The sequence below is a fragment of the Flavobacterium aquidurense genome (assembly GCF_001404985.1).
Taxonomy (GTDB): Bacteria; Bacteroidota; Bacteroidia; order Flavobacteriales; family Flavobacteriaceae; genus Flavobacterium; species Flavobacterium aquidurense_B.
Map to the genome: position 1 here is coordinate 187126 of NZ_JRLF01000011.1, position 24882 is coordinate 212007.

The following is a 24882-nucleotide window of genomic DNA, read 5'->3' on the forward strand; positions in this document are numbered from 1 at the left end:
TGCTTCATAATGAAGCAATATTAAAAAATTTTTCTCATATCAACAAATAAAATCGAATAAAATTTCACTTAATATAATTATAAACATCTTAAAATGAGTTATTATCAATTACGAAAGGTTATCATTAAAAAATAATGAATTAAAAAATGGAGCTTAAAAGCGTCCTTTTTTAGATATATAAACAGAAGTTTAGTTTTTTTTAGTTTATTTAAATTTTCAAAAACAGTAAATTTGAAAACAAATCATCAAAATGGAATTTAAAAGGATACTTGAAGAACAATCTGACGCAGCATGGAAAAAATATATTCCAACACTTTCTATTGATTGCGTCATTTTCAGTTTTCATGAAACAGAGCTTCAGGTGCTGACTGTCAAGATGAGAGATCAGGATTTGTGGGGGCTTCCGGGCGGATATGTACAAAAAGAAGAAAATGTTGATGATGCTGCAATCCGTATCCTGAAAGACAGAACGGGAACTGAGAATATCTATTTGCAGCAATTTTATACGTTTGGAAACCTGAAACGTTCTGAAAGTGCTTTTGAAGATTACGACGATTCTTTATGGAATAAACAGCGATTTGTTTCGATAGGATATTATGCCCTGGCTGAACATTCTAAGGTAAATTTGATTCTTGATGAATACTCATCAGCTTGTGAGTGGAAATCTATTGGTGAACTGCCTGTTTTTATGATGGATCACAGCACCATTCTTGACAAAGCTTTGCTAACACTACGGGAACAATTAAACAATCACCCAATTGGTTACAACCTTCTTCCTGAGAAATTTACAATGCCCGAACTTCAAAAATTATATGAGATTATTTTAGGCAAAAAGCTCAACAGAGGTAATTTTTATCGCAAAATTTTACGGTACGATATCTTAACAAAATTAGATGAATCCAGAAAAGGCGGCGCGCATAAAGCGCCGGATTTATATAGCTTTGATTTGGAAAAATATAATATTGCGCTGAAAGAAGGTTTAAAAGGAAGCTGGTAATTTGAAATAATTTTATTTTTCAGATTCAAAAAACACAAACTAATGCTTCTTTTGTAAGCAATAATCCTTTTTTAATTAGAAAATAAAAAACTGAGCTATTTTGTAATTCAGCAAAAAACGCTCCTCATCTCAGTATACATAAGAGCTAAGCTATTTTCGTACACAAAATAGTACGTTTCGAAGATTTACAAAATGTTTAATCATTTTTTAATAATTAGATAATATTAATATCGAATAATTACCAAAATAACATTTCGGATAAATATTTTTCATTGCAATACGGCATATATTCAAAAAAGTAATAATATTGCCAAAATCAACAAAAATTATTTACTACGATGTCTTCAAATTCCAATTCAGACCAAAGCAAACTCCTTTATGAGTTATCGCAAGGGAGTGAACTGGCGTTTACAAAACTCTATAATCAATATAAAAATATTGTTTTTTCTACTGCTTTAAAAATAACAAAATCAAGAATTTTAGCAGAAGAAGTCGTTCAGGATGTCTTTTTGAAAATCTGGCAAAATCATGAAAATTTAACCGAAATTAAGAATATCGAAAATTATCTTTTTATTATTTCCCGCAATCATATTTTTGATATGATTAAGAAAATTGCACGAGACAGTTCTTTATCTGTGCAAACGAATTACAAAAGCACATCTGCAAATGATACTGATGAAGCAATAAAAGACGATCAATACAATGTTATCTTAAACCAAATTGTTGATCAACTCCCTCCTCAACAGCAAAAAATTTATAAAATGGCAAAATGGGATGGTTTAAGCCACCAGAAAATTGGTGAAGATTTAGGCATTTCTACAGAAACCGTTAAGAAACATATGGCGCAGGCGTTGAAATTTGTGCGTCTTAAAATTTCGCCATACATGAATATGTTCATGACTTTGCTTTTGTTTTTTAGAATGTAAACTAGCTTAAAATCGGTATCTATTAACATCGTTTTATATTATTTACATTTTTTTACATTTTTTTCACTTTCGACTACTCCTTCCCTGTTTTACAATCGTCTTTATAATAAAGATCGCTATTTAACATAGGTTTATGACCTACTTTAACAAGATGATTGAATTTAAAATAAAACAAAAAACACCCAGGTTTACCATAACGATTATTAACTCACAATCAAAAACAAATGCAAGAAAAAGTATTTGAAGAATTATTCGAAAACTACCTGCAGAATAATTTAACTGAGGCAGAACAACAAAAGCTGATGGAAATCATCCAATCTGGCACGCAAGATGATTTTATTAAAGAAAAGATTCAGCTTTTGATGAAGGAAAATCAGAATGTTGAAATATTAGACAAGCAAAAAGGTGATGACATTCTTAGTTATATCCTTTCTCAGTCTTCACCTAAGGTTATTTCGATCCATGATAATAAAAAATCATACCGAAAATTAGGAAAGATTCTTGTTGCAATTGCAGCAGCAATCACGATTTTATTGGCTTTAAGAACTGTTTTTGTTTATGAAAGCACGCCAAATCCTGTAAAAAATAAAGACGAGAAATTAGAACAAATAAGTTCGGTTTTGGCCTTTAACGGAAAACAGCTTATTCGTTTACCTGACGGAAGTACGATTATCCTAAACGATAAAAGTAGTATTACATATGACCAGAATGATTTTGACAAAACAGCCAGAGAAGTTACTTTATCCGGTGAAGCCTATTTTGATATTAAGCACAACGAAGCGAAACCTTTTATTGTTCATACCGGAAAAGTAAGTACAAAAGTTTTGGGAACTGCTTTTAATATTAATGCTTACGATAGTTCTGATAATATAGAAGTTACAGTAGAACGTGGTAAAGTTCAGGTGGGAGATGTTAGGAAAGTATACGGTGTAATTACGCCTAATCAGCAAATAAAAGTGAACAAAAACACTTTAGACTTTGAACAAAATAATACTAAAGCGGAAACTGCAATCGCATGGAAAAGCAATTACCTCATTCTTGATAATCTAAATATGGAAGAAGCTGTTGCAATGATTGCCCAAAAGTATAAAGTACAAATTGTACTATCGAATGATAAGATCAAAAATTGCAGGATAACGGCCAGTTTCTTAAACGAAGAAGATTTAGATCACGTGCTGCAAGTGGTTTGCAGTGTAATTGAAACCACTTACCATTATAATAAAAACAACACAATTGTCCTGGAAGGCAAAGGTTGTGAATAAAACCAAATAACGGAGTATTAACCTTTAAAACCTGATATAAAAACTAACCAAAAATGAAATAAAAAAGCCATCTGGCTCCTACACCAGACGGCTGCGATTCTTAATAATTAATTCCAGTAACCATTAAAAAACATGCAAATTTATGAAATTACGCTGTAAAACAACCATGTTTGACAGGGAAAAGAAATCTATGTCTTTTTTCAACCTGTCAAAAAAAACCATTATGATCATGCGAATCAGTTTATTCCACATTTTCTTACTGACCTGCGGCACACATATGGTCTTTGCCAATGAAATGAGCGGTCAGAATTTAGAGTCTATATCTGTTGATATTGAACTTCATAATCAGGATATTAAAACCCTTTTTAAAACAATAGAAAATAAAACAGGATTACTGTTTGCTTATCAGCCACAGATCATAAAAGATTTTCCTAAAGTAACTACTCCCAAAGGACGCAGAAGCGTAAGTGATATTTTGAACACTGTTCTTCAGGGAAGTAATTTAGTATACAAACAAGTAGATAAAAATGTAGTTATCTACAAAAAAGAAACGACAAAACCAGTCGCTAATACTACTGCAACAACAGCAAATGCAGATATGGCGTACACTCTTGCCGGAAAAATTCTGGACGAAAAAGGTCAACCTTTACCTGGTGTTTCTGTTATGGTTGTAGGCGGCAACAAACAAGGAATATCTGATTTTGACGGACAATTTTTTATCGATTTGCCTAAAGGAAAACACGTGCTCAGAATATCTTATCTTGGCTATAAAACACAAGAAGTTACGGTTGAAAACCAGACAACTGTTATTATAAAAATGCAGCCTGATTTAGCAAAACTAGATGAAGTTGTGATTATTGGTTACGGTACAACAACCAAAAGAACATCGACAGGATCTGTAACAAAAATTACTTCAAGCGATATAGAAAAACAACCTATAACCAATATTTTACAGAGTTTGCAAGGACGAACTCCCGGAGTTTTCGTGACCCAAACTTCCGGTTATGCAGGAAGTAATATCAATGTAAGTATTCGCGGTACAAACTCTATGTCAGGAAATAATTTCCCGTTGTATATCGTAGACGGCGTTCCGTATATTGGTAATGATATCAAGGAACAAGTACAATCTGATCGTGTTATCAGAGGAGCTCAAAAATCTACAAGTCCGTTAAATATTATTAATCCAAATGATATTGAAAGCATAGAAATCCTTAAAGATGCAGATGCTACGGCTATCTACGGTTCCAGAGGTGCAAATGGCGTTGTTTTGATTACGACTAAAAAAGGAAAATCAGGCAAAACCGAGTTTACAATCAATACCAACTCAGGAATATCTGAGGTTGCAACAAGAATAAAAACACTCGATACTCCGGCTTACCTTAATATGATGAGTACGGCATTGACAAACAGTAAAGCAATTGAGAGTAATTCAAGCACCGGAATTGCACTGACAGACTGGGATAAAAATACTACTACAGACTGGCAGGATAAATTAATAGGCGGAGCTGCTAATTTTAATGATTTCTCAGCAAGCTTAAAAGGCGGAAACGACAACACGAGTTTTCTATTAAGTGGTGCTTATCATAAAGAAACTACTGTTTTACCGGGAGATTTTGGTTACAACAAATTTGCTACCAACTTTAATATTAATCATACTACTATGAATGATAAATTAAAAGTAGGAGCTTCTGTTATATTCTCTACGGATAAAAACAAATTGCCTTATTTTGATATTACTTCTTACGCAATTACGACAGCGCCAAATCACCCAATATACAATGCAGACGGTAGTTATTACTGGGCTCCAACGTATTTTAGCGATATAAATCCTTTAGCGGCTTTAACGAAAAGAGTCGAAGATAAAGGCAACAACTTAATTACAAGCTTTAATATTCAATACGAAATTGCAAAAGGCTTTTATTTTAAAACTGATTTAGGCTACGGGATTGCAGAAATGACTTCTAAACAAATTATGCCGGCAACAGGAAGCAATTATGCTTATTATCAAGCTAATAACATTAGCCTTAATACGTTGAGATCCTACACAGTGTCAACAAACAATACGAATAATTTTACTATCGATCCGCAATTAAACTACTCTACTCCGCTATGGAAAGGAAATTTGACTGCATTAGTTGGTGGTTCATGGCAAAACAGAAAATCAGAAATGCCATCGTATGTTAGTTCTACTGGTTATAGTGCTGATAATCTTATTGGTATTACCGGAACTGCTGCAACTGTAACAGCTTATAATGGTTCATCAGAATATAAATATGCATCGCTTTTTAGCCGATTGAATTATAATATTTTAAGCAGATATATTCTAAATATCAATTTTAGAAGAGATGGTTCATCCCGTTTTGGAGCCAATAAACGTTACGGAAATTTTGGTTCAATTGGTGGCGCCTGGATTTTCTCAGAAGAAAATTTTTTAAGACACAGTTCTATAATCAGTTTTGGGAAACTGCGCTCCAGTTATGGTGAAGTTGGAAATGATCCTTCTGATGATTACGGATATGCTGATACGTATTCGTCAAGCACATATGGCAATGGAAATGCGGCTATGGCTGCAACGAGAATCGCGAATCCAAATTTTCAATGGGAAGTTACCAAAAAGTTTGAAGCTGCAATGGATCTTGGTTTCTTGAGAGATCGTATTTCATTAACAGTAGCATATTACAGAAATCTTACCGGAAATCAATTGGTAAATGCAACGCTAAGCCCACAAGCCGGATTTACAACTTATCTGGCAAATTTAAATGCTGAAGTTGAAAATAAAGGCTGGGAGTTTACACTGAATACAACAAACGTGCGTACTAAAAATCTGGAATGGTCTACATCTTTTAATATCTCGACAAACTCTAATAAATTATTGTCATTTGATAATATAGAAAACTCCAGTTATTACAGCACTTATGTAGTAGGAAATCCGTTAAGCAGCAGATATTTATACAATTATACCGGCGTTGTAAATGGTGTTGCACAAGTTGAAGATGTAAACGGTGACGGAAAAATAACTACGGGTTTTGCGCAAAACGGACTTGGAGACAGAAAATATTACGGTCCTTCTTATCCTAAATATTACGGAGGTATTTCGAACTCGATTAATTACAAAGCATTTTCGTTAGACTTTTTGTTTCAATTTGTAAAACAAAACGGAAGAAATTTAATGTCGACAGTAGCCATACAACCCGGATATCCTTATGGTATTGCCAATTATCAAACAGACGAATATAATGATTATGTGGCTCAGGGAATTGCTTTGCAATCTACCTATTTGCCTAGTTTTTTAAATTACGCAGCATCAAATGCTACTTTAATTGATGCTTCATACATTAAGTTAAAAAATGTAAGCGCTTCGTATACGATTCCTTTGGATGCAAAAACACAAAAATTCATCCAAAAAATACGTCTTACGCTTCAGGGACAAAATTTGCTGACCATAACAAGTTACAAAGGATTTGATCCTGAAACTCAAGGTCTGGCTTTGCCTCCTTTACGTACGATCACTTTAGGAACTCAGTTTACATTCTAAATCTAAAAAACATGAAAAATAATTCTATAACATTCCGCTATATATTTTCGTTTTTACTTTTGACAGGTTTCACAGGCTGCGAAGAGATCCTTGATGTCGAACTTCCAAGCAGTGAGTTCTCATCATCTACCGTTTATGCAACTGATGCAACTGCAGAAGCTGCTTTAAACGGAATTTACCAAAGTATGGTTACCAACACTTTTTATGGTTCTTTGCATATTACTCTTGGGCAAACTTCTGATGAATTAATTCTAAAAACCCAATTGAATAACGTTTTTGGTACAAATGAAATTACTACCGAAGATGGTGAAATGAACTCAATGTGGACAAGCTTTTACAAAACCATTTATAATGCAAACAGCGTTATTGAAGGTATAAATAAAAGCAAAACACTAACAGAAGCTTCAGGGAAACGCTGGATTGCTGAGGCAAAATTTTTAAGAGCTTATTCTTATTTTTATTTAACGAACCTTTGGGGCGATGTTCCTTTAATCCTGACTACAAATGTAGATCAGACAGCACTTGCTCCCCGCAATCCGCAGACAGAAGTTTACAATCAGATTGTAACAGATTTGCAAGATGCAACAGCAGAACTTCCTGTGGATTATACGAAATATAATGCACAGCGAATCAGGGCTACAAAATGGGCAGCCGAGGCTTTACTGGCAAGAGTAAACCTGTATTTAGGCAAATGGACAGATGCTGCTACTCATGCAAGTGCCGTAATTGCTCAAAACAGCACTTATAAAATGATTACCGGTTTAACAAGTACCAACAGTCCGTTTATTGCAGACAATAATGAAGCAATCTGGCAAATACCCTACTTGAATGTTATTTATACCTATGAAGGAGGTGCTTTGTTTACAGCTGCAGGAACTTATATGCTTAGAAAAGGAAATACACTGTTTGAAACCGGCGATGCCAGAAAAACAAACTGGACAGGAAGTGTTGTCGCTGCAGACGGAACAACGTTTATTGCCCCTAGAAAATATAAAAATGCTTATGCCGCTTCGCCATCAGAACGTTCTACAGTACTGAGATTAGCCGAAGTTTATTTAATAAGAGCCGAAGCCAGAGTAAAATCAAATGATATTACAGGAGCTCAGCAAGATATAAATGTAATTAGAAACAGGGCGTTATTACCTTCAACTACCCTGACAGACCCAAATCAGTTACTGGCTTTAATTTCTCTTGAAAGAGAACGTGAGCTTTTTGCAGAATTTGGACAAAGATGGTTAGACTTAAAAAGAAACGGTACAATCGATCAGGTTCTGGGTGCAACTGCAGGCAAAATCTGGGCTTCTACAGACAGCCTTTATCCAATACCGGAAACTGCCAGACGCTCTAATCCCTTTTTAACCCAAAACTTAGGATACTAAATAATATTAAAAATTACCAGGGAATGTTTTTTCAGTAAAAAGGCATTCCTGAGGTTTTAAAAAACACTATGGAAACAACAATTGTAAGAGTTGAGGATTTGTCACATCAATATAGCAAGGATTGGGCAATACAAAATATAAGTTTTGAAATTAAAGAAAACAAAATCCTGGGTCTTCTGGGATCTAACGGCGCAGGAAAATCGACTACGATGAATATTCTTTGCGGCGTATTAAACCAGACAAAAGGAAACATTTTTATTGATGGAATCAATTTAAAAGAAAATCCGGTAGAAGCTAAAAAACTAATTGGCTTTTTGCCGCAAACACCGCCGTTACATCTTGATTTAACAGTAAATGAATATTTAACGCATTGTGCGGAATTAAGACTGGTAAAAAAAGAAGATCTTAAAAATGCCGTGGAAAGAGCTAAAGAACAATGTGGAATCTCACATTTCAGTAACCGATTAATCCGTAATTTATCCGGAGGATATCGTCAGCGTGTTGGAATTGCACAGGCGATTATTCATGAACCAAAACTGGTTGTGCTCGATGAACCAACAAACGGATTAGACCCAAATCAAATTTTAGAAGTTAGAAACTTAATCAAGAAAATCTCTAAAGACAAGGCTGTTATCTTCTCATCTCACATTTTATCTGAGGTTCAGGCAACTTGTCAGGAAATTAGAATGATCGAAAACGGACATATGGTTTTTGCTGATTCGCTGGAAGCTTTCAACAATCATATCGAGGCAAATACATTGACGGTAAGTTTCGAAAATCCGCCGCAACTGAGTGAATTAACAGCTATTACAGAAGTTACAGAAGCTATTTTTCTTTCGGCCAAGAAAATCCAGATCACTTTTAACGGAACACAGGAAATTGCCGAAAAAATTGTTTCGCTAAGTGTACAGAATAATTGGAAACTACGCGAAATTCAATTCGAAAAAGTATCTCTGGACGAAATTTTTGCACAGTTATCTAAAAAAGCACCTTCTAAAAATTCCCCTATTTCTTAAAAATTAAACAAATGAAAACTATATATAGAATCGCTAAAACAGAACTCAATACTATGTTTTACTCGCCTGTCGCGTGGGTTGTTTTAGTCATATTTTCGATCCAGTCAAGCTGGAAATTCTTTGACTCGATTGAACGTTTTGAAAAAGGACAAAAAATAGGTCAACACATGAATAACCTGTCACAAATTGTGTTTTCCGGTTTCAGTGGTTTGTACACTGAGATGCAAAATTATTTATATCTCTATGTTCCGCTTTTAACAATGGGACTTATTAGCCGTGAGATTAATAGCGGTTCTATCAAACTTCTGCTTTCTTCGCCAATAAACATCAAAGACATTGTTTTGGGTAAATTTCTTGCCATTGCAAGTTATTGTTTATTGTTTATGTCAATACTTGGCTTGTTGGGTGTTGCAGCTTATTTTTCTATTGATAATGTAGATATCAGCTTTATTTTATCCGGTCTTATTGGCTTGTATTTATTAGTTTGTACTTATGCGGCTATTGGGCTTTTTATGTCTTGTCTTACCTCTTATCAGGTTGTTGCCGCAATTAGTACATTGGTAGTTTTAGCAGGTTTGAACTTTATTGGTAAACTATGGCAAGGTGTTGATTATGTAAAAGATGTAACTTATTTTCTTTCGATTTCCGGACGTGCAAACTCCATGATCGAAGGGCTTATTGTAAGTAAAGATGTACTGTATTTTATTTTGGTAAGTACTCTTTTTATCGGTTTAAGTATTTATAAATTACAAACCGGAAGAGATGCTCAAACCACATCAAAAAGAGTTTTGAAATATACAGGATTAATTGCTGTTATATTATCACTGGGTTATATTACATCTACTGCGCCACTTACTTTTTATAAAGATATGACGCGTACAAAAGACAAAACGCTGACTAAAGCCAGTCAGGAAATTGTAAAAAAGATCGACGGCCCTATTACCATTACTACTTATGTAAATTTACTTGACATAAATTATTATATGGCAATGCCGTATTCTCAAAATCAGGATATTGCCAGTTTTGACAAGTACTCTCGTTTTTTGCCCCGAATAAAAATGGATTACGTTTATTACTACGATACTTCTACAAATGTTGCTTTGTATGCCCAAAATCCGGGATTGAATGACAAACAACTTGCTGAAAAAATGATCGAAACGCAGAATTTAAAGCTGAAAAAATTATATTCTCCGGCAGAAATAAGCAAAATAATTGACCTGAAAGCAGAACAAAACCGAGTGGTTAGAACCATAGAATACAATGGAAAGAAAACTTTTTTAAGAATGTTTGATGACTTGTTTAAAGTTCCTTTCGAGAAAGAAATCTCGGCATCATTAAAACGTTTAATTACAACTCCTTCAAAAATTGTATTTGCTACCGGAAATATGGAACGCAGTATTGATAAAAACGGGGATAAAAATTACAAAACCGGTTTTAATGAAATTACGTTCAGAAACTCCTTAATCAATCAGGGATTTGATGTAGCCTCTGTAGATATCAATGCACAGAACATCCCGCAGGATGCAGATATTTTTATTATTGCAGATCCTAAAACCGAATTAAGCCAGGGCGCCATTGACAGAATCAATAAATATATCGAACAGGGAAAAAATTTAATGTTTCTGGCAGAACCTGAAACAAACTCTGCATTAGCGACTATAGCTGCTAAATTAGGCGTAAGTTTTACCAAACAGGCATTAGTTCAGGAAAGCGAAATTAACTCTCCGGATTATTTAGTTACAGAGTTTTCTAAAGCAATTGATACTTCATTTATTAAACTTAAAAAAGGTCAATTTCCAATTCCGCTTTTAGGAACCAGCGGCGTTAAAACGAATCCTGATTCCGGATTTAAAGTAACAACATTGCTACAAACCAATAATCAGAAAGTTTGGGAAGCGCCAACAGGAATCAATTCTGTTTCTGAAGATCTCAAAAAACAAACTTCTTCCTCCTCAGTTCCGCTTGTTGTGGCATTGACAAGAAATATTAACGGTAAATCACAAAAAATAATTGTTGCCGGTGATGCTGATTTTATGGGTAATGCGGAATTAAGCCGTAATGGTTCAGGAACATTTCAGTTTGTAACAGATGTTTTTAGCTGGTTTAGCGATTATAAATTTCCAATAGACACGACGCGACCTGAAAATACTGACAACAGAATAACGGTAAATGCAAATCAGGTTTTTATCAGCAAAATGATATTTATTGGGTTATTTCCTTTATTGATTATACTAAGCGGGGCTTTTATACTGATTAGAAGAAACAGAAGATAAAAAACAAAACAATGCATATACATCAAAAAAACATCATGATTGGGATTATAATGTTATCGTTTCAGATGACATTTTCCCAATTCAAAACTACGATTCCGCTGGATAGAAATGTTACGACAGGTAAACTCAAAAACGGTTTAACCTATTACATTCTGCATAACGAAGAGCCTAAAGATCGTGCGAGTTTTTATTTCGTTCAAAATGTTGGTGCAATCCTCGAAGAAGACAATCAAAACGGATTAGCACACTTTCTGGAACACATGGCTTTTAACGGGACAAAACATTTTAAAGGAAAAGGAATCATTAAAATGCTGGAGAAAAACGGTGTAAGTTTTGGTAAAGATATCAACGCATATACTGCTCAGGATGAAACCGTTTACAACATAAGCGGTGTTCCGGTTGCAAATGAAAAACTAATAGATTCTACACTTTGGATTTTACATGACTGGTCAGGATCTTTGTCATTGACGAATCAGGAAATCGATGCAGAAAGAGGTGTAATCAGGGAAGAATGGAGAACCCGCAGAACAAGCGATTTTCGTTTAAAAATGCAAACAGATCAGGTTTTATACTACAATTCACAGTATAGTAAACGGGATGTTATTGGTGATCTTAATATCATCAACAACTTTAAATATGCTGAACTTAGAAACTACTATAAAAAATGGTACCGTCCGGATTTGCAAGCGGTGATTATTGTGGGAGATATTGATGTAAAAACAATGGAAGAGAAAGTAAAATCTATATTTTCCGGAATTCCTTTGGCAAAAAAAGCAACTCCGCGTCCTTATTATGACATTCCTAAACACGACGAATTTTATTTTGTCACAGCAACAGACAAAGAAGCAAATTCAGCATCTGTTACTTTAAAATATGTGCTTGATGAGCCATTGGTAAAAGATTCTCTTGTTACGCGTACGAATGTAATGAACTCATTTTATACCAGTATATTAAACAATCGTTTTAGAGAATTAATCTTAAAAAATCAAAGTTCAGGTTTGAGTTTAAAAAGCTATTTTGAGCCTATTTCAAGATTAAATACTTCTTTTAATATTTCGGCTTTAGCCAAAAAAGGAAAGGTATTAGAAGCATTTCAGGATGTTTATACAGAGACGGAACGTATGAAACGTTTTGGTGCCGTTCAGTCAGAATTAGATCGTACAAAAAAAGATTTTATCAGTTCATATGATGATTTTATTAAAAATAAAGATAAAGTCGATAATGATAGCTGGGCAGATAAACTAACCAACTATTTTTTGAAAGCAAAACCCTTTCTTGCCCCACAAGATGATTATAATCTTATCGTTGGAATCATAAAAAACATTTCCCTTACAGAGCTGAATGCTTATGTAAAAACGATTCAGAAACCTGTAGATCAAATAGTTTTAATATCCGGATCTGATAAAGATCAAAATGATTTCCCTAAAAAAGAAGCCGTTGTTGATGTAATGAAAAAGGTCGAAACCATGGCTTTGGAACCTTATTCAAAAAAGGAAAACAATGATCCGCTGGTCGACAAAGATTTAAAACCTGCTGCCATCAAAAAAACATTTGAGGTGCCGGGAATTAATAATGCAAAAGGATATACGCTTGAAAATGGTGCCAATATTATCATTTTGCCAACCAAACATTCTCAGGATCAAATCGTGTTTTCGGCTTTTAGTAAAGGTGGAAAATCGTTGATAAAGAATGAAAATTTAGCCTCGGCAGAAATTGCAACCACAATTGCAAGATCATCAGGACTTGGCAATTTTGACAATACCGGCTTAAAAGAAAAAGTAACCGGAAAAGTAGCTCAGGCAACTCCGTTTATTGGCGAAAACACCGAAGGATTTCAGGGAAGTTCAAATCAGGCTGATCTCGAAACGATGCTGCAATTGTTATATCTTTCGTTTGAAGCACCTCGTTTTGACCCAAATATTTACAGCATTCTAAAAACGCAATATCAAAACCGTTTAGAGAACATTAAAAAAGATAATGCAAATGCTTTTAAAGACACTGTATCTCTTGCAAATTCAAATCATAATGCCCGTACGTTTATCTTCAACGAAAAATTCCTTGAGAATATCGACCTGCAAAAAGCGACACAAATCTATAAAGAGCGAATTAATAATGCTGCCGATTTTACTTTTGTTTTTGTTGGGAATATTCCGGATTCCGCGCTTGGTTTAATTCAGAAATATATTGGGAATATAAAAGGAAATGCAAACGCAACAGAAACTTTTACAGACCATAACCTGGAACCTAAAAAAGGAAAAACCGAAGTTCATTTTAAACGAGCAATGGAAATTCCTAAAACAACGGCTTATTTGCATTTAACCGGAAAAATGGAATACAGTCAGGAAAACGCCATCGGAATGTATATTATTGGTGAATTATTGTCTAAACGTTTTCTACAAACAATTCGCGAAGAAGAAGGCGGAAGCTATGGTGTAAATGTTAGCGGAAGTCTGGAAATAACACCAAAACCACAATATAATTTAGCTCTTGGTTTTGATTGCAATCCTGAAAAGGAAGAGAAATTAATGCAGATTGTATGGAAAGAAATCAATGATTTAAAATCAAAACCAGCGATTAGCAGCGATTTTGAAGACATCAAAAAAGCGCTTATAAAAAACAGAGAAGAATCTATGAAAACAAATTCTTTTTGGAGTAATACTATCTATAACGTCAGCATGAACCAGATTCCGTTTCTGGCAGACGATGAGTACAAAAACTTAATTGCCAAAATTAGTCTAAAAACGATTCAGCAATTAAGCAAACAAATTATAGATAGTTCCAGTAGTGTTGAAGTAATTATGAGTCCGGAAAGCCAACCAGGTAAGTAAATGCTTTAGAATACTTTTTTATTTTATTAGTCATTAAAGGTTGTCTTAACAGACAGCCTTTTTTGTTTTTATAACTTCTAAAAAAACAATTCTAATGGAATAATTTTTCCAAAAGAACTTTGCTAAAATCATCTTTTAATTCTCTCTAAATTATATACAAAACAAAAAAACGCCCCATTTCTGAGGCATTTTTTAAAATTAATTCTGTTATTTAGTGACGATCATCATGTCCGTGACCCTTATCTTTATTAGAATTTCCTTTTGACTTATTAGAATCACCTTTTTTTCCGTTTCCGTTTCCATTCTGATTCTTTTGTTTGTTGGCCTTATCCGGTTTATTTCCTCTGTTTTTTTGAGGAGGTCCCTGATATCCCTTAGGATAATTGGCTCTGTGTTTGGTGTGATACGTATAAGGTCTATCTCCTTTATAATCGTTTACGACTACTTTATATCCTGAATACAAATCATATTGTCTGTATTTTGAAGGCAATCTGTTTTCACGAACCCATTTACCGTTGTTATCATAAATAAACTGGCTTTGGTTTACATCATAATAGGTATCTATATCCGGCAAATAGTAATATCTACTGTCGTCATAACCTTGTGGACCCCAACTTGGAGGTGTACCAATATTTACATTGATCGAAACTTGCGCGTGGGCAAAAACACTCATCAGGAGCATTAGTGCAATTACTATTTTTTTCATTTTTTGTGGTATTTAGTATTAATGTATTTAATACAATGCTAAAGTAGTGCCATTTATTTGCTTTTACCCTATTGATTATACGGAAAGGCAAAACCAATCGACGAAAACCTCCTCACAACCGACATATTTATAAAATAAAAAACGCCTCAGAATGTGAGGCGTTTTATGTTTAACAATTTCAATTAAACAATGATCATCAAGGTACATATGATTGGATCATAAATCTATTTCCATCCGCCGCCTAAAGCACGGTACAAATCGACTACAGCTTGCAATTTTTGCAAATTATCATTTACTCCACTCAATTGAGCCGCTAAAAGATTTTGCTCAGATGTTAATACATCCGTATAATTGGTAGCAGAACTGTATTCTAAAAGTTGTTGTGTAAAATCGACTGCTTTTGTTAAAGCTTCGATTTGTTTTTCTCTTGAATCTTCTTTTTCAACTGCCATTTCGTACGCATATAAAGCATTTGAAACTTCCTGACCCGCAACTAAAAGACTTTGCTGAAAATTATTCAAAGCCTGTACTTGTCTTGATTGTGCCGTTGTTAATCTTGCTTTATTAAGTCCCTGATTAAAAAGTGGCTGCGTTAATCCTCCTATTAAAGAATAAAAAACAGAATTAGTAAAGAAATCCGTTAATTGCAGATTCGAAAATCCACCACTTGCTGTAAGCGTTAAACTAGGATAAAAGTACGTTTTAGCCATATTTGTTGTTTCAAACGCCGTTCTGAAATTAAATTCGGCCTGACGAACATCCGGACGATTTTCCAGCAATTGGGCCGGTAAACCTATTTCGATCTTTTCAGGAATTACCTGATCTCCTAACGTTCCTCTTTCAATTGGTCCGGAAGCTTGTCCTAATAAAATATTCAAAGCATTTTCAGTCTCACGAATACTTCTTTTTAAATCCGGGATCAAAACTTCGGCTGCATGTTGATTGGCTTCACTTTGTACTACAGAAGCACCAGTAACTATCGCTCCTTCTTTCAGTGCTTTAATTACTTCAACATTTTTGATACGGCTTTCTAATGTTGATTTGGTTATTTCTAATTGTTTGTCATATGCTAACAATAAAAAATAATTGTTTGCAATATCAGAAATCAATTGGGTCTGAACGGCTTGTTTTGCTGCATCTGTAGAAAGATAAGTGGCAAGAGCGGCTCTTTTTGAACTGCTTAGTTTTCCCCAGATATCTGCTTCCCACGATGTGCTTAAACCTAACTTATACGTTGTTGTCAGGGTATTGATATTAATTCCTGCCGGAAAGTTCAATCCTGCCTCAGACTGCTTGTTACGCGTTACGTTTGCATCTGCATTAAGCGTTGGATAATAGGCCAGTTTAGCCTGACGTAAAGTAGCACGCGACTGAACGATGTTTTCGATCGCATTTTTTAAGTTCAGGTTCTGATCTAATCCTTTTTGAATTAAAGCATTTAATTTTTGATCTTTAAAAACCGTTTGCCACGGCATATTGGCAATCGTAGCAGAATCGGCAGAAGCCTGATCACGATAAAGCTTATCTGTAGAAACTGTTGTGGGGCGTTCGTACTTTTTGGTAACGCAGGCACTAAAAAGTGTGACTGCGATTACCATTATAATATATTTATTTGAACTATGAGTCATCTCTGTCTTAATTAAATTATTACTCTTTATGAGCTTCGATTAGTTGTACTTCGTCGTCGTCATCTTCATCATCATAACCCTCTTTTGCAGGACCACTTACTTTTTCCTGTAAAGTCTGGAAAATGATAAACAATACCGGAATAACAAATACTCCTAAAATGGTTCCAATCAACATACCTCCAACAGCTCCGGTACCAATTGATTTGTTACCTACAGCTCCGGCTCCTGAAGCAAACATTAAAGGAACAAGCCCTAAAATAAAGGCGAAAGAAGTCATTAAAATTGGACGTAAACGCGCAACGGCTCCTTCAACTGCCGCTTGCACAATTGGCATTCCTTTACGTCTTCTTTCCAGGGCAAATTCAACAATCAAAATACCATTCTTCGCCAATAGTCCAATAAGCATGATCAGGGAAATTTGCAAATAGATATTACTGTTTAGTTTGAATATGATCGAGAACAAATAAGCTCCTGCCAGTCCAAACGGAATCGAGAATAATACCGCAAATGGTAAAATATAACTTTCGTATTGTGCACTTAATAAAAAGTAAACAAAGACAAGACATAATATAAAGATGAAAATAGTTTCACTTCCTGATGCTAATTCCTCACGTGTTAATCCGGAGAATTCATAACCGTAACCTGCCGGAAGATTTTCTGCGGCAACTTCCTGAATCGCTTTAATGGCATCTCCTGAACTGAATCCCGGATTTGGTGCTCCTGTAATAGAAATAGACGTAAACAAGTTAAACCTTGAAATTGACTCTGGTCCAAAAACCCTTGTCATTTTTACAAACTCTGTAATTGGTGCCATTGTTCCGGCGCTGTTTCTAACAAAGATTTTGTTTAACCCTTCAGTATTCGTACGGAATTCCGGTGAAGCCTGAATCATTACACGGTATTGTTTTCCGAATTTATTAAAATTCGATGCATACAATCCACCATAATAACCCTGCATAGTCGAAAGAATCGAATTGACAGGAACTCCTGCATCTTTTGCTTTTGCCAGATTGATGTCCATCATATATTGAGGAAAACCAGGATTAAACGGCGTTGTAGCATATTGTATTTCAGGACGTTTTGAAAGTTTTTCCAGAAAGTCTGTATTCACTTTATAGAATTCTGCTGTAGAATGTCCTCCTTTATCCTGCAACTGAAATTCGAATCCACCACTTTGTCCAAATCCCTGAATTGTTGGCGGGGAAATAAAGAAAATATTAGCTTCACGAATTCCGCTTGTTTTGGCAAAAAGCTGACCAATTACATCATTAACACTTAAATCACGTTTTTCCCAGGTTTCAAGTTTTACAATAACCATACTGTAAGCACTTCCTGCTCCGGCTGTAAAGTTTTGACCTACAATACGCAATGTGTTTTTAACACCCGGAATTGTTTTGGCAATACTATCTACCTTTTTCGCAATAATATCTGAACGCTCCATCGAAGCTGATGGCGGTAAACTGATATTGGCAAAAACAGTTCCCTGATCTTCTGCCGGAACGAACGCTGATGGCGTTGTTTTCATCATATAAAATAAGGCTGCACCAGCAAAAACAATAGCCGCTAATACAATCCATTTTTTAACGGAAAGAAACTGAACAGATCTTTTATATTTATTGGTCACATTATCAAATGCAACGTTAAAAGAAGTATAGAATCTCTGGATAAAACTTTTATGTTTATGGTCGTCAGCATGTGGTTTTAAAAGCAAAGCACACAATGCCGGACTTAAAGTCAAGGCGTTAATTGCCGAAAGAATAATCGCAACCGCTAATGTAATACCAAATTGTTTATAGAAAACCCCTGTAGATCCCGTGATAAAGGTAACCGGAATAAATACGGCTGCCATTACAAGAGTAATCGAGATAATTGCTCCGGAAATTTCATCCATCGCATCAATCGTTGCTTTTTTAGACGATTTATATCCATGATCCAGTTTGGCATGCACGGCCTCGACGACGACAATCGCATCATCGACCACAATACCAATGGCAAGAACCATTGCAAAAAGCGTTAACAAGTTAATGGTAAACCCAAATAAATTCAGGAAGAAAAACGTTCCTACAATCGCAACCGGAACCGCAATTGCCGGAATTAATGTTGATCTGAAATCCTGAAGGAAAATAAATACTACAATAAATACCAATATAAAAGCTTCAATCAAAGTATGGATTACTTTTTCGATAGAAGCATCCAGATTTTCATTGACATCGACAAGAATAGTATATTTTACTCCTTTTGGAAAGCTTTTTGCAGCATCTTCAATTAGTTTTTTAGAATTGTTGATTACATCACGTGCATTCGATCCGGGAGTCTGGCTTATCGCCATCGCAGCAGATTCTACACCATTTGTTTTAATGGTCGAAGAATAACTTAAAGATCCCAACTCTACTTTAGCAACATCTTTTAATCGTAACATTTGCCCGTTTCCAACAGATTTTATTACGATATCACCAAATTCCTGAGCACTTGTCAAACGTCCTTTATACTTGATTACGTATTGAAAAGCCTGATCTCCATTCTCACCAAATTTACCTGGTGCAGCTTCGATATTTTGTTCTGCCAAAGCAGCTGATATATCACTTGGGATCAATTTGTATTGCTGCATGATATCCGGTTTCAGCCAGATTCTCATCGAGTAATCTTTTGCACCAAAAACGGTTACATCTCCTACCCCAACTACACGCTGAATTTGAGGAACAAGATTAATCTTGGCATAATTTTGAAGGAAAGTCTGATCATAAGCAGGATCTTCGCTATACAAAGAGAAAATCACCAGGTTACTACTCTGACTTTTTGTTACGGTTACACCCGCCTGAGTTACCTCTACAGGTAATAAACTTGTCGCTCTCGAAACCCTGTTCTGAACGTTTACCGCTGCTAAATCAGGATTTGTTCCTACTTTAAAAAAGATTTTTATAGATGCATTTCCGTCGTTTGTTGCTGTAGATGTCATGTAGGTCATGTTCTCTACACCATTAATTTGCTCTTCAAGCGGAATTACGATACTTTTAAGTACTACATCTGCATTTGCTCCTGTATAACTTGCAGAAACGTTTACCGTTGGCGGCGCAATATCAGGATATTGAGAAATAGGCAGCTCAATAAGCCCTAATACACCTAAGATGACAATAATAACAGATATTACTGTCGAAAGTACAGGTCTTTGTATGAATATTTTAAACATTTTTTCTTATTTTAATTCAGCATAGACCGCTTCCGGGCTCTGATTGTGAGTTTTTATTTCGCTTCCTTCTTTTAATGAAGCTACTCCTTCTAATACAATTTGGTCTCCTGCTTTTAAGCCACTTGTTACCACATAATAATTTCCTGCAGTGTTTTCAAGTACGGTGATATTGGCATTTTTTGTTTTCCCGTCTTTTCCTACCGTAACGGCAAAAATCTTATCCTGAAGTTCAAATGTAGCGCTCTGCGGAATCAATATTCCATCTTTAACTTCATTTGGGATTCTTACGGTTGTGCTGCTTCCACTTCTGATAATACCTTTTGGATTAGGAAAACGAGCCCTGATATTTACAGAACCGGTTTCTGTATTTATAAGTCCGTTTACAGTTTCAATACGTCCTTTTTCAGTATAAGCTGAACCATCTGAAAGTAAAAGTGAAACTGCTGGCAATTCCTTGATTTTTTCTGAGAATGAAGTTCCTGAACCACTTTGGGTGAAATTCAACAAAGCTTTTTCGTTCATTGCAAAATAAGCATATACATTTCCAATACTTGAAACTGTAGTCAAAGGTTCTGCAGTATTAGAACTCACTAAGCTTCCTAAACGAAACGGAATTGAACCTACAACTCCATTAACAGGACTTGTAACTGTAGTATATCCCAAATTAGTTTTGGCATTTACTAAAGCTGCATTTGCCTGCGCTAATGTTGCCAATGCTGATTCATAGGTATATTGTGCTGATTCAAGATCATACTTACTAATGATCCCTTTTTCTACAAGTGGCTTTACTTTGTTTACAGCCAGTTTTGCTGAACTTAAGCTTGCCTGAGCGCTTTTTATACTGGCAGATGCTGTACGCACTTGTTGCTCATATTCTGGTGCATTGATTTTAAATAAGGGTTGTCCTGCTTTTACAACAGCACCTTCATCGACAAAAATCTTATCGATATACCCTTCTACTCTTGGTCGGATTTCTATATTTTGCTGTCCCTGAATACTGGCAGGAAAGTCTGTATTTAAAGTAGCTGATTGTGTCTGCAAAGTCAGCGTTTTATACTCTTTTACTTGAGGCGCACCTCCGGCCTGAGCCGATTTGTCGTTTTTATTACCGCAAGATGCGATAATAACAGCTGCAGCGAGAATGCTTAAAAAGGATTGCTTATTCATTGTGAAAAATGTGTAATTATCAATTTATATCGAAAACAAAATAACTGAAATATAGTAAGCAAAAAATTTCCAATAGACGGAGGGCCAGAAACAATCGATAGATATAACTTAAGAACCGATAGAAGTTTGTTTAGTAATATCAACACAATTTAGAATAGGCTCGTCGGCTCTAAAATGGTTTTTAAAGGTTCTGATTCCATTTTTGGCGATTGCTTTTATATCTTTTATAAATATAATGTAATATTGTCATAAAATTACCAAACAAATGATACTCAACTTTTTTAAACCTTATATATTCACAGGATTACATATTCTTGCCTGGTTATTATTGGGTTTTATAATGTTATTTTACATCCCCATAACCTGGAATGTGGTACTGCCTTCTGTTTTTTGGCTGTGGCAGATGATTGTACTGGTTTTACTTATCGTAATATTCTATTCTAATGCCAAAATCATCGTACCAAAAACCATCATTAAGGACAATACATCTCCTTTTTTGTTTTGGGCGTTTCTGATGATTTTTGTCATGCAGCTTATTGCTTATTTTTTTACTTCCCAAACTGATCTGCATACTAAAGTAAGTTTGGTATTAGGGTTTAAAAAATACAAGAACCCTTATTTCGACAATTACGTTTTTATGCTTACCTTATTGGTTTTAGGAATTAGTACGAGCTGGGCAATGCTCCATCATTGGCAAAAGGCAGCACAGCACAAACAAAAACTGGAACAGGATAAAACCATGGCAGAACTTGCTATGCTGAAAGCGCAGATTAATCCTCATTTCTTCTTTAATTCATTAAATAGTATTTATTCTCTTACGTACACCAATATCGAGGATTCTCGTAATGCCCTTCATACTTTAAGCCGTATGATGCGTTACTTGCTTTACAGCACAGAGGGCGAGAGAACGACTTTATTGAAAGAAGCTGACTTCATGAAAGATTTTATCGCTTTGATGAAGCTTAGAGCCAACAGCAAACTGACAATCACAACAGATATTCCGGAAAAAATACACGATTACCCAATTGTTCCCATGTTGTTATTACCTTTAGTAGAAAATGCTTTTAAACACGGCATACATGCTACAGACAAAAGTGAAATACATATTAAACTCAGACAAAAAGAAAACAATCTTGAATTTGAGGTAGTAAATACTTTTTTCGAAAAAACTTCAACAAATGATCAGGGCGGAATTGGATTAACGAACACAAAACGCAGATTGCATTTGATATATCCACATCGTCATGTTATGACGTGCGGTTTAGACCAAAATGGCAAATACAGAGTAAATCTGCAAATAACTTTAGAACAATGATTGTATTAAAATGTATAGCAGTAGATGATGAACCACTTGCCTTAAAACTAGTGGAAACTTTTATAGCACAAACCCCTTTTTTGCAATTGGCATGCAGTTGCGATAATGCTGTAGAAGCCATGAGTTTGATTAGGGAACAACAGCCGGACATTGTTTTTCTGGACATTAATATGCCAAATCTAACCGGTATGGAACTAGCAAGACTTTTACAGGAACAGCCAGGACCATTGCCTAAAATTATTTTTACGACCGCTTACAACCATTATGCCATTGAAGGTTACCGGGTAAATGCCGTAGATTATCTTTTAAAACCTTTTAGCTACGAAGAGTTTTTACGAGCCGCGAACAAAGTCCTTCAAATGTCGGAAGAAGCTGCAAATCAATATCATTCTGTAACTGCAGATGATGAATTTATTTTTTTAAAAGTAGAATATCAATGGGTAAGAATTTCATTAAAGGATATTTTATATATAGAAAGTCTAAAGGATTATGTAAAAGTTCATTTTGAAGATGCGCAAAAATCAGTAATGTCCTTGATCTCTCTTAAAGCACTTGAAGAAAAATTACCGGCATCAAAGTTTATGCGAATCAACCGTTCTTTTATTGTTCCGTTAGAGAAAATAAACTCCATCAGTAAAAATTCAATATTCATTAATAAAACCGAAATAACGGTTGGTGAACAGTACAAGGAAACTTTTAAAACCATTGTAGAAAAATGGTTAAAATAATTATTATAATATAAATACCATGCAAAAAAGATCAAACAAATATTATCTGACTTTAAGCCTGAAAGAATATGCAAACGGCGAAACAGAACCCGCAAGAGAACTTGGAATACAGTTCGATAATCATGACGAAATATTCAATATCATAGAACGAATAAAAGACAAAAACATTTTTGAAGATCCTAACGAAGCAACACAATTTGCACTTGGATTAAAATTGTTTAGTGAAGTAAAACTAAAGAACCGCAATAATCCACTTTTTGATGAATTAAACGAAGTGTTTCCGGTTTTTATGAAAAAGCTAAAAAGCTTGTAGTTCCCTACAGGCTTTTTTCATTTTATTTGCTAAATTAGTTATCAAAATTTAAAGCTATGGAGAAACTAACCAAAGAAGATATCAGTCAGGAAGTATTTGATTTATATGACGATTATGCCCATAATAAAATCAATAGAAGACAATTTGTCGAAAAGCTGTCTATATTTGCCGTTGGAGCCGTTACGCTGCCTTCGCTTTTAAGCTTTATGACACCTAATTACGTCGACAGCATAGTAGTGCAGCCCACAGATCCCAGATTAAAAGCAGGTTATATTACCTATGATTCCCCAAAAGGCGGCGGAAGCATAAAAGGACTTTTATCCCAACCCTCAGAAACCAAAAAGAAATTACCCGGAATCATTGTTGTACACGAAAATCGGGGCCTTAATCCTTATATTGAAGATGTAGGCCGAAGAGCCGCAATCGAAAGTTTTATTACACTTGCTCCGGATGCCTTGTCTCCGCTAGGCGGTTATCCCGGCAATGACGATGCGGGACGTGAATTACAAAAAAAACGTACGCGCGAAGAAATGCTCGAAGATTTTATTGCAGCGTATGAATACCTGAAATCACATCCGGATTGTAACGGCTATATTGGTGTAGTTGGATTTTGTTTTGGCGGATGGATTTCGAATATGATGGCAGTAAAAATCCCTGCTTTAAAAGCAGCGGTTCCGTATTATGGCGGACAGCCAACAAAAGAAGAAGCTGAACAAATAAAAACGCCGTTATTATTGCATTATGCAGGTCTTGATACTCGTGTAAACGAAGGCTGGCCGGCATTTCAGGAAGTACTTAACAAAAACAAAGTCGAAAACACCGCTTACTTTTATCCTAATGTAAATCATGGTTTTCATAACAATACAACGCCACGATATGATGAAGCAGCAGCAACTTTATCGTGGACACGAACTATAGATTTTTTTAAGGAAAAACTAAAAAAGAAATAAAGTTAACTCATAAAAAAAGCCTCATAATGAGGCTTTTTTTATATCTATTCTGTAAAATTAGGCTTTCGCTTTTCTTTTTACTGTACAGCCTATTTCTTTAGTTTGAGTTATAGCTGGTTTTTGATTGCTTTTTAATGCTGCAATAACATCCTCTGCATATTTTGTTTTCTCTGTTTTAGTTCCTTCCGGATCATTATCAATCGCTCCTACATACTCTACAATGTTCCCTTTTGATGTTTTAGAAACAATAAAAAGATGCGGCGTATGTTTTGCTCCGTATTGGTCTGTAACAACTTGTCCCTGATCAAATAAATACGGGAAAGGATATTTTTTATCTTTTGCTAATTGTTGCATTTTATCAAATGCATCAGCTTTAGAAGCTTCAGGATCATTTGGGTTAATGGCGATTACAGGATATCCTTGTGGTTTGAATTTTTTATCCAAATCGATTATTCTTTGTTCATATGCCACTGCATACGGACAAGTATTACAGGTAAAAACAACGATAAAACCTTTTGCTTTTGGGTAACTTGCAAAAGAAATCTCTTTGCCGTCAACATTTTTTAATTTGAATTCCGGTGCCTGCTCTCCCGCCTTAAGTGTTGTGCTTTGCGCATGAGCAAATAAGATACTAAATACTAGTACCGTGATTGTTGTAATGAACTTTTGCAT

Annotated in this window: 17 protein-coding genes; 12 read left to right on the forward strand and 5 right to left on the reverse strand. The window is 35.0% G+C overall.

Annotated elements, in window-relative coordinates; genetic code table 11:
* The first annotated feature begins 250 nt into the window (after nt 1–250).
* From RC62_RS11115 to RC62_RS11150, 8 genes are all read left to right on the forward strand, one after another.
* A complete protein-coding gene (locus tag RC62_RS11115; RefSeq protein WP_055095290.1) occupies nt 251–997 on the forward strand; it encodes an NUDIX hydrolase in 747 nt (248 codons plus the stop codon).
* Between the two features lie 338 nt (nt 998–1335).
* Nucleotides 1336–1923 carry an RNA polymerase sigma factor gene (locus RC62_RS11120; protein ID WP_055095291.1) on the forward strand — a complete coding sequence of 196 codons (588 nt, stop codon included), beginning with the start codon at nt 1336–1338 and terminating at the stop codon, nt 1921–1923.
* Nucleotides 1924–2147: 224 nt separating this feature from the next.
* Nucleotides 2148–3185 (forward strand): FecR family protein, encoded by a 1038-nt coding sequence (locus RC62_RS11125; RefSeq protein ID WP_055095292.1) that lies wholly within the window; start codon nt 2148–2150, stop codon nt 3183–3185.
* Nucleotides 3186–3327: 142 nt separating this feature from the next.
* The gene (locus RC62_RS11130; RefSeq protein ID WP_082421277.1) at nt 3328–6720 is read left to right on the forward strand and encodes a TonB-dependent receptor; all 3393 of its coding nucleotides are present in this window, start codon (nt 3328–3330) and stop codon (nt 6718–6720) included.
* 11 nt (nt 6721–6731) lie between these two features.
* Nucleotides 6732–8099 carry a RagB/SusD family nutrient uptake outer membrane protein gene (locus RC62_RS11135; RefSeq protein WP_055095294.1) on the forward strand — a complete coding sequence of 456 codons (1368 nt, stop codon included), beginning with the start codon at nt 6732–6734 and terminating at the stop codon, nt 8097–8099.
* Nucleotides 8100–8167: 68 nt separating this feature from the next.
* On the forward strand, nt 8168–9115 hold the full coding sequence (locus RC62_RS11140; RefSeq protein ID WP_055095295.1) for an ABC transporter ATP-binding protein: 948 nt from the start codon (nt 8168–8170) through the stop codon (nt 9113–9115).
* 11 nt (nt 9116–9126) lie between these two features.
* Nucleotides 9127–11388: a Gldg family protein gene (locus RC62_RS11145; protein ID WP_082421278.1), complete on the forward strand. Its 2262-nt coding sequence runs from the start codon at nt 9127–9129 to the stop codon at nt 11386–11388.
* Between the two features lie 11 nt (nt 11389–11399).
* Nucleotides 11400–14216 (forward strand): M16 family metallopeptidase, encoded by a 2817-nt coding sequence (locus tag RC62_RS11150; protein WP_082421279.1) that lies wholly within the window; start codon nt 11400–11402, stop codon nt 14214–14216.
* Between the two features lie 211 nt (nt 14217–14427).
* Here RC62_RS11150 and RC62_RS11155 read toward each other — a convergent pair whose 3' ends face one another.
* The 4 genes from RC62_RS11155 to RC62_RS11170 all read right to left on the reverse strand — a co-directional run bounded on the left by RC62_RS11155 (nt 14428) and on the right by RC62_RS11170 (nt 20904).
* A complete protein-coding gene (locus RC62_RS11155; protein ID WP_055095298.1) occupies nt 14428–14922 on the reverse strand; it encodes a hypothetical protein in 495 nt (164 codons plus the stop codon).
* 224 nt (nt 14923–15146) lie between these two features.
* The gene (locus RC62_RS11160; protein WP_055095299.1) at nt 15147–16550 is read right to left on the reverse strand and encodes an efflux transporter outer membrane subunit; all 1404 of its coding nucleotides are present in this window, start codon (nt 16548–16550) and stop codon (nt 15147–15149) included.
* Between the two features lie 19 nt (nt 16551–16569).
* Entirely contained in the window at nt 16570–19737 is a 3168-nt protein-coding gene (locus tag RC62_RS11165) for an efflux RND transporter permease subunit (RefSeq protein ID WP_055095300.1), read from the reverse strand.
* 6 nt (nt 19738–19743) lie between these two features.
* Nucleotides 19744–20904 carry an efflux RND transporter periplasmic adaptor subunit gene (locus RC62_RS11170; protein WP_055095301.1) on the reverse strand — a complete coding sequence of 387 codons (1161 nt, stop codon included), beginning with the start codon at nt 20902–20904 and terminating at the stop codon, nt 19744–19746.
* 265 nt (nt 20905–21169) lie between these two features.
* On the opposite strand from RC62_RS11170, the gene RC62_RS11175 reads away from it, so the two are divergent.
* Genes RC62_RS11175 through RC62_RS11190 form a run of 4 tightly spaced genes read left to right on the forward strand, consistent with a single transcriptional unit; the run spans nt 21170 to nt 24210 of the window.
* Complete coding sequence (locus tag RC62_RS11175; protein ID WP_055095302.1) at nt 21170–22219, forward strand: sensor histidine kinase; 1050 nt, start codon at nt 21170–21172, stop codon at nt 22217–22219.
* Complete coding sequence (locus RC62_RS11180) at nt 22216–22947, forward strand: LytR/AlgR family response regulator transcription factor (protein ID WP_055095303.1); 732 nt, start codon at nt 22216–22218, stop codon at nt 22945–22947. The genes RC62_RS11175 and RC62_RS11180 overlap by 4 nt, the downstream gene beginning before the upstream one ends.
* A 19-nt stretch (nt 22948–22966) precedes the next feature.
* On the forward strand, nt 22967–23260 hold the full coding sequence (locus RC62_RS11185; RefSeq protein ID WP_055095304.1) for a DUF3861 domain-containing protein: 294 nt from the start codon (nt 22967–22969) through the stop codon (nt 23258–23260).
* 56 nt (nt 23261–23316) lie between these two features.
* Nucleotides 23317–24210: a dienelactone hydrolase family protein gene (locus RC62_RS11190; RefSeq protein WP_055095305.1), complete on the forward strand. Its 894-nt coding sequence runs from the start codon at nt 23317–23319 to the stop codon at nt 24208–24210.
* A 57-nt stretch (nt 24211–24267) separates the two neighbouring features.
* On the opposite strand, the gene RC62_RS11195 is transcribed toward RC62_RS11190, so the two are convergent.
* Nucleotides 24268–24882, reverse strand: coding sequence for a thioredoxin family protein (locus RC62_RS11195; protein ID WP_055095306.1), 615 nt, complete (start codon nt 24880–24882; stop codon nt 24268–24270).